The organism is uncultured Romboutsia sp., assembly GCF_958366745.1.
Classification (GTDB): Bacteria; Bacillota; Clostridia; order Peptostreptococcales; family Peptostreptococcaceae; genus Romboutsia; species Romboutsia timonensis.
In genome coordinates, this window is record NZ_CATXCO010000119.1 from 1 (window position 1) to 7,316 (window position 7,316).

Here is a 7,316-nt window from a genome sequence, read left to right on the forward strand (position 1 = left end):
GTATAGACCCAAATTTATTTGAAAAACTAGGAATAACAGAAAAAGATGGAAAACTACAAGTTCCAGTTGTTGCTAAAGTTCCAGCATATTTAATGGGTTCAGGAACAGGTTCTTCAAATGCTTACAGTGGAGATTATGATATAATGACTGCTGATAAAGAAGAAATAAAAAGACTTGGACTTGATAAATTAAGATTTGGAGATTTAGTATTACTTCAAGACCACGATAATACTTATGGAACAGGATACTTAGGTGGAGCTATTTCAATAGGTGTTATAATACATAGTGACTGTGTAAAATCAGGTCATGGTCCTGGTGTTACAGTTATAATGAGTTCATCAAAGGGTAACATAGAAGGTGTAATAGATTCAAATGCTAATATAAGATACTATATGAACAAATAAGGAGAATCATTATGAAAGTAGGATTTATAGGAGCAGGAAACATGGCAAGTGCTATGATAGGTGGAATAATAAACTCTAAACTACTAAGCCCATCAAATATTATAGCAAGTGCAAAAACTGATAAAACCTTAGACAATATAAAAGAAAAATATAAAATAAATACTACAAAGGATTCAATAAGTTTAGTAAAAGAATGTGATATAGTTGTTATCGCAGTTAAGCCTAATGTATATGAAGAAGTTTTAAAACAAATAAAAGACTATATAGACACTGAAAAAATAATAGTTACAATAGCTGCTGGAATAAGTATAAATAGTGTAGAAAAAATAATAGGAAATGATAAAAAAATTATTAGAACCATGCCAAACACACCAGCACTAGTAAACTGTGGTATGAGTTCACTTTCACCTAATAAAAATATTGAGAAAAATGACATAGATGCTGTAAAAACTATATTTGATTCTTTTGGAAAAAGTGAAATAGTAGATGAAAGTTTAATAGATGTTGTAATAGGAGCAAGTGGATCTTCTCCTGCATATGCATTTATGTTTATAGAAGCTATGGCAGATTGTGCAGTTTCATATGGTATGAAAAGAGAAATAGCATATGAGTTTTGTGCACAAGCCGTAATGGGTGCTGCTAAAATGGTACTTGAAACTAAAAAACATCCAGGAGAGCTTAAAGATATGGTATGTTCACCAGGAGGAACTACAATAGAAGCTGTTAAAACTTTAGAAAATGAAGGCATGAGAAGTGCAGTTATAAATGGAATGACTGATTGTATAGAAAAATCTATAAAGATGAGTAAATAAGGAGACAAATATGAAAGACACAAAGAAATATTATGATTATATAGATAGACTGATAAGTGACACACCAGATTTTATGATGATAAATGATGATGAAAGTTATGTGTTACTTGATAGATTAGTGGTTGATTTAAGTGAGAATGCTATGCCTTGGTTATTTAAAGTTTATTTAGATAATAATTATAATATTTTAAGGGAAGATAATCTTACAGATTATATAAAGGATAAGTATAGCGATATTAGTTTAAAGGTTAGAAATGAGAATGGAAATGTATTTTTAAATAAAGATGTTATTTATGTAATACTTAAAGAGCTTGAAGAAAATAATCAAGTTGTATATGAAAATGAAAAGTTTAATTTAAAATAAGTTAAAATGGCTACTTTTATATTATAAATATAAGGTAGCCATTTTTATATGGATATTGATAAATAAGAAAACTAGGTAATCTTATATAATGTAGAAATTAAAATTAGAAGGTCATACATATAGATATAGTATGAAAATAGTTTGTGGATAGGGTTTCTACTCACACATTGATTAAATTATCAATGTGTTTTTTTTTGGCGTGCTTAGAGTGGGCAATAACTTAATGGGAAAGATCTGTTGCAGGATTAGTAGTAGGAACTACTAGCTAATGGCAAGGTTGCCTATCGTGAGGGAGAATCAGATCAAGCATACGACAAAGTCTTTGGATGAGAAATACGAACTACATATGAGGCTATTAAAAATACTTTGACATAGATAAATCTATAATCAAGATTCAGATGTAATTTACAATAAGATTATTTGTATAAAAAATAAATCAATAATATTAAATATAGTTTTAATTAACATTATAAAGATATTGACAAAAAAAATAATGAATGATAACATGAATAAAATGACAATGATAATCAATATGCATATAGGTATATTGATATATAGATGGAGGTAATATCAATATGAAATTTTATAAATTAGGAAAAAAATCACTGATAATGAGCGTGATGTTAGGTAGTATAGTACTCACAGGATGTACGACACAAGCAAATAAAGAAGAAAATTTAGATAATAAAAATCAAATAGTAGTTAAACATGAATTAGGAACTACAACTTTAGATAGTACTCCTGAAAATATAGCAGTACTAGAATTATCATTCTTAGATTCGCTTTATAATTTAGACGTAGATCCAGTTGCTATAGCAGATGATGAAGATGCAAGTAAGGTAGCTGATGTTACAGAGGGAGAATTAACAGAGTATACATCAGTAGGAAATCGTAAAGAGCCAAACTTAGAAGAATTAAGCACTCTAGATTTAGATTTGATAATAGCAGATACAAGTAGACATAGCGAAATATATGAAGATTTAAGTAAAATTGCACCAACAATAGTCTTAAATAGTATTGATTCAACTTATGATGAATATATAGAAAATTTTGAAACTATAGCAAAAGTTGTTGGAAAAGAAGAAGAAGCAGAAGTTAAAATAGCCGAAGCAGAAAATTTATTATCAGAAGTTAAAGCAAAGGCAGAAGATAAAGTTAGTAATAAGAATGTATTAACAGTATCTCCTAAAAATGATGGGTATACAGCACATACTTCAAGTTCATTTGTAGGACAAGTTTTAGAAAAAGCAGGATTTACTAATGCAGTTCAAAGTGAGGATGTAGAAGCATCTTTATCTTTAGAACAATTAGTAGAGATAGACCCAGATATAATAGTGTATATGAGAGAAGATATAGACACAACTATATATGAAGAATGGAAAGATACAGAATTATATAAATCTCTAAAGTCAGTTAAAAATAATGAAGTATATGTAACAGTATCAAGAAAACCATGGACTCAATACAGAGGATTTATTTCTGTAAAAACATTAATGAAAGAAATGTCAGGATGGTTATTATAAGAATAGAAAATAATTAAGTAGTTGAGAGGTGATTTAAATGGAGGTCAAAAAACAAAATAAGTTTGCATTATTTGCAATTATAGGGTTATTTGCCATAGTTGTGTTATTGCTAACAGATATTTTGATTGGAATGAGTAATATTGGCTTTAAAGATATTATTGACTCTATTTTCAATTACAACAAAAGTAAAGAACATTTAATAATAACAACTATAAGACTTCCACGAGTATTACTTTGCATATTGGTTGGAGCATCTATGGCTATTTCAGGATTAATTATGCAAAACTTGACTAGGAACCCACTTGCATCACCTCAGGTTTTAGGTATAAATTCAGGAGCAACTTTAGCAGTAGTAATAATCATGGTATTCCTTCCACAGTTAGGATATAAAATAAAAATATTATGTGCATTTTTAGGAGCAGGACTTATAGGTATGTTTGTTTATGTAATTGGTTCAGTTAAAAATTTATCTCCTTTAAAAATAACACTGGTAGGAATAAGTATTCAATTGTTTTTAAGTTCTATAACAAAATCAATAATGTTGTTTAATGAAAGTAAAACATCTGATTTAGTATTTTGGATGATTGGAGGAGTACACCACGCACAATTTATACATATACTTGCTATATTACCATGGTTTATTGTATCTATTTTACTAATAACAGTAATATCTAATTCAATGGATACTTTAAAAATGGGTGATAGTATAGCAATTAGCTTAGGTGAAAATGTTAAATTGACGAAAATTATTAGTACAATAACAGTAATTTTACTATCAAGCTCTTCAGTTGCAATAGCTGGACCAATATCTTTTGTAGGTTTAATAACGCCTCATATTGTAAGTAAATTTGGTGTAAGAAATTTTAGAGGAAACTTTATATTATGTGGAATATATGGTGGGAACTTACTTTTATTATCAGATATAGTATCTAAGCTTTTAAAATACCCTTACGAATCACCTGTAGGAATAGTAACGGCTTTTATAGGTGCAGTATTTTATATATTCCTAGCAAATAAAGAAATGAAAAGAGGTGGAGTGAGTGAAAAATAAGAATACATTAATATTTACAATAAGTATAGTAAGTTTAATAGTTATATCTTTTATAAGTTTAATTTTCGGAAGTAAAATATTGAATATAACTGATATATTTGATGTAATTTTTAATTACTCAACTTCTAAGTATTCTTTTATTATTTTTGAATATAGAGTTCCAAGATTATTGATGACTATAATAGTAGGTATGAGTTTAGCTATAGCAGGAGCTATTTTCCAAGGTGTTCTTAGGAATCCACTTGCATCAACTGATGTACTTGGAATAGGTAAGGGAGCAGGATTTTTTGCTTGTCTTGTAATAAATCTTAACTTAAAAAATATAATACCTATACCTATGGCAGCTATGTTTGGAGGCCTAGGTGTAGGTATTATTATATACTTATTAACTAAAAAAACTAACTTTAAAAATACTAGCATTGTAATAATGGGTATAGCTATGAGTGCATTATTTGATGCTGGTATTCAGTATTTTAATATAAGTAATTCTGGAAATATACAAACTATATTTTTATGGTTAACAGGAAGTGTATGGGGGAGGTATTGGGATGAAGTTCGAATATTAATTCCATATGTAGTAATACTTATACCTTTATCTATAATTTTAGCAAACAAAATAGATATATTATCTTTAGGAGATAAAGTTGCAATTAACTTAGGCGAAAAAGTAGATTTCCTAAGAGTTGGATTGTTATTAATAGGTATAATACTTACTGCTAGTAGCGTAAGTGTGAGTGGTACTATAGGATTTGTAGGATTGATAGCACCTCATATAGCAAAGAGTTTAGTTGGATATAGACATAAATTAGTGATTCCATTAAGTGGATTAGTAGGGGCTATACTTTTAGTAGTAGCAGACATTATAGGTAGAACTATAATTGCACCAACAGAAATTCCTGTAGGAATAGTAACGGCTATTGTAGGTGCGCCATATTTCTTATATTTATTATTAGGAAAAAAATCTAATTAGGAAGGTAGTGAAATTAATGAGTTTAGAGATAAAAAACTTAGTTTTAGGATATGAAGACAAAATAATAGTTAATAATATAGATTTATCTATTCCTAAAGGTGAAATTACCATGCTAATTGGAGCAAATGGCTGTGGTAAATCTACTTTGCTTAGTGGTATGAGTAGATTGTTAATTCCTAAGGAAGGCGATGTTCTTTTAGAAGGAGTATCTATACATGATTATAAAGCTAAAGACTTAGCTAAAAAATTATCAATTTTACCACAAGGACCAATAGCACCAGAAGGAATAACTGTAAAAGAACTTTGCTATTTTGGAAGGAATCCATATAAAAATTTATTTGGATCAAGAACAAAAGAAGATGATGATATGGTACAATGGGCAATAGAAGCAACTGGACTTAAAGAGTTTGCAAATAGACAATTAGACTCTTTATCAGGAGGACAAAGACAGCGTGCATGGATAGCAATGGCTTTAACTCAAAATACAGATATACTTTTACTTGATGAGCCGACAACATATTTAGATTTAGCATATCAAATAGAAATTTTAGAACTATTAAAAGATTTAAATAAGAAAACTAAAAAAACAATAGTTACAGTTATACATGAATTAAATCAAGCGGCGAGGTATGCGGATAATCTTGTTTGTATGAAAAAAGGAAAAATATATTCTCAGGGTAGAGTTGAAACTGTATTTACAGAGAATATGTTAAAAGATGTGTTTGGAGTAGATAGTATAGTAATTTTAGATCCAATTACAAGCAGACCTATGTGTATTCCTAAATAAAGATATTTTACAAATTTTTAATTGTGAATATAATTCTAATAAATCATATTTTTACTTATATAGAGAATGTCTATAGATTTGTGTAAATAAGATTTTTTATAATTTATATTACTGGAAATTTCAAATTCCAGTAATATTTTTTTATTTTTGAGAAATACTAATACTGGAATTCTTTACACAATTATTATGTGTTTAATTTAGTTATTTATACACTAAATTTTCCATAATTTCAAAAAAATTTATATTGTGTAAGAGTTAGGTATCCTTTCTCCAAACATAATTGTAAGCTGTCCTAAAGTAGACGCCCAATTTTGGTTTGGAGAGGTCCATTTCTCCATAATTTTCATGGTAGATAAATATAGTGATTTTCTTAGTGACTCATCTGTTGGAAATACAGTTCTTACCTTAGTATATTTTCTTAACTGTCTATTAAATCCCTCAAGAGCATTTGTAGTATAAATAATTCTTCTAATTTCATGTGGATACTCAAAATACGTATTCAGATTACTCCAGTTATTGTACCATGAATCTATTACAACAGAATATTTTGAATACCATTTCTCCTTAAGAATATCTAAATTTTTAAGTGCTGTTTCTTCGTTAAATGCCCTATAAACACTTTTTAAATCTTTCATAAACTCTCTCTGATCTTTTGATGCTATATATTTAAGAGAGTTTCTAATTTGATGAACTATACAAGTTTGAATACTTACATCTGGATATACAGTTTTAATTGCTTCAGGTAGACCTTTTAAACCATCCATACATGCAATTAAAATATCATCTACGCCTCTATTTTTCAAATCATTACAAACTGATAGCCAAAATTTTGCGCCTTCTGATTCACCAATCCAAATACCTAATATATCTTTTTTTCCTTTCATATCTAAAGCCATACATATATATGCTGCCTTTGAAACTATTTTATTATCATCTCTTACTTTAAAATGCATAGCATCCATATATACGATTGGGTATATTTCATCAAGTTCTCTGCTTTGCCATTCGGCGGCAGCCTCTACAACCTTATCTGTTATCTTAGATATCATTGCAGGAGACACATCAATGCCATATAGTTCTTCCATTTCAGATTGGATATCTCTTACACTCATACCACAGGCATAAAGACCTATTATTTTTTTATCTAGTTCATTACATACAGTTTCATACTTTTTAACAACCTTCGGTTCAAATTGTGCTTTTCTATCTCTTGGTATATCTAGGCCAACTTCACCAAAACTACTTTCAATAGTCTTAGAACTATATCCATTCCTATAGTTTGGATTAGCTTCATTACTTCTTTCATGTCTTTCTCTTCCCAGATGCTCTTCCATTTCTGCTTCTAGCAATTGTTGGATAATATCTTTGAACAGCTTTTGCATTAATCCATTTTTACCAACTACAT

7 protein-coding genes and 1 pseudogene are annotated in these 7,316 nt (G+C 28.8%); 7 read left to right on the top strand and 1 reads right to left on the bottom strand.

All coding sequences use genetic code 11. From position 1 onward, the window contains the following. From Q5F54_RS08640 to Q5F54_RS08670, 7 genes and pseudogenes are all read left to right on the top strand, one after another. Positions 1-404 (top strand): annotated as a pseudogene (locus Q5F54_RS08640) (DUF4438 domain-containing protein); the annotation flags it as partial. Between the two features lie 8 nt (positions 405-412). Then, positions 413-1,216 carry a pyrroline-5-carboxylate reductase gene (gene proC, locus Q5F54_RS08645; RefSeq protein ID WP_334306111.1) on the top strand — a complete coding sequence of 268 codons (804 nt, stop codon included), beginning with the start codon at positions 413-415 and terminating at the stop codon, positions 1,214-1,216. A 10-nt stretch (positions 1,217-1,226) separates the two neighbouring features. Then, positions 1,227-1,580, top strand: a complete 354-nt coding sequence (locus tag Q5F54_RS08650; protein ID WP_302334248.1) for a hypothetical protein — start codon at positions 1,227-1,229, stop codon at positions 1,578-1,580. A 575-nt stretch (positions 1,581-2,155) separates the two neighbouring features. Continuing rightward, entirely contained in the window at positions 2,156-3,103 is a 948-nt protein-coding gene (locus Q5F54_RS08655) for an ABC transporter substrate-binding protein (protein ID WP_302334249.1), read from the top strand. Positions 3,104-3,140: 37 nt separating this feature from the next. Next, positions 3,141-4,154: an iron ABC transporter permease gene (locus Q5F54_RS08660; RefSeq protein ID WP_071120086.1), complete on the top strand. Its 1,014-nt coding sequence runs from the start codon at positions 3,141-3,143 to the stop codon at positions 4,152-4,154. Beyond that, positions 4,144-5,124, top strand: a complete 981-nt coding sequence (locus Q5F54_RS08665) for an iron ABC transporter permease (protein WP_071120087.1) — start codon at positions 4,144-4,146, stop codon at positions 5,122-5,124. Before Q5F54_RS08660 ends, Q5F54_RS08665 begins: the two co-directional genes overlap by 11 nt. A 16-nt stretch (positions 5,125-5,140) precedes the next feature. After that, complete coding sequence (locus Q5F54_RS08670) at positions 5,141-5,911, top strand: ABC transporter ATP-binding protein (protein WP_281538993.1); 771 nt, start codon at positions 5,141-5,143, stop codon at positions 5,909-5,911. 239 nt (positions 5,912-6,150) lie between these two features. Here Q5F54_RS08670 and Q5F54_RS08675 read toward each other — a convergent pair. Then, positions 6,151-7,316, bottom strand: a 1,166-nt coding sequence (locus Q5F54_RS08675; RefSeq protein ID WP_302334250.1) for an IS256 family transposase, incomplete at its 5' end; no start/stop codon positions are given.

Bases quoted from the DNA above. Each gene is read 5' to 3' on its own strand.
- Q5F54_RS08650 (WP_302334248.1), top strand. From the start codon at position 1,227: ATGAAAGACACAAAGAAATATTATGATTATATAGATAGACTGATAAGT.
- Q5F54_RS08655 (WP_302334249.1), top strand. From the start codon at position 2,156: ATGAAATTTTATAAATTAGGAAAAAAATCACTGATAATGAGCGTGATG.
- Q5F54_RS08660 (WP_071120086.1), top strand. From the start codon at position 3,141: ATGGAGGTCAAAAAACAAAATAAGTTTGCATTATTTGCAATTATAGGG.
- Q5F54_RS08670 (WP_281538993.1), top strand. From the start codon at position 5,141: ATGAGTTTAGAGATAAAAAACTTAGTTTTAGGATATGAAGACAAAATA.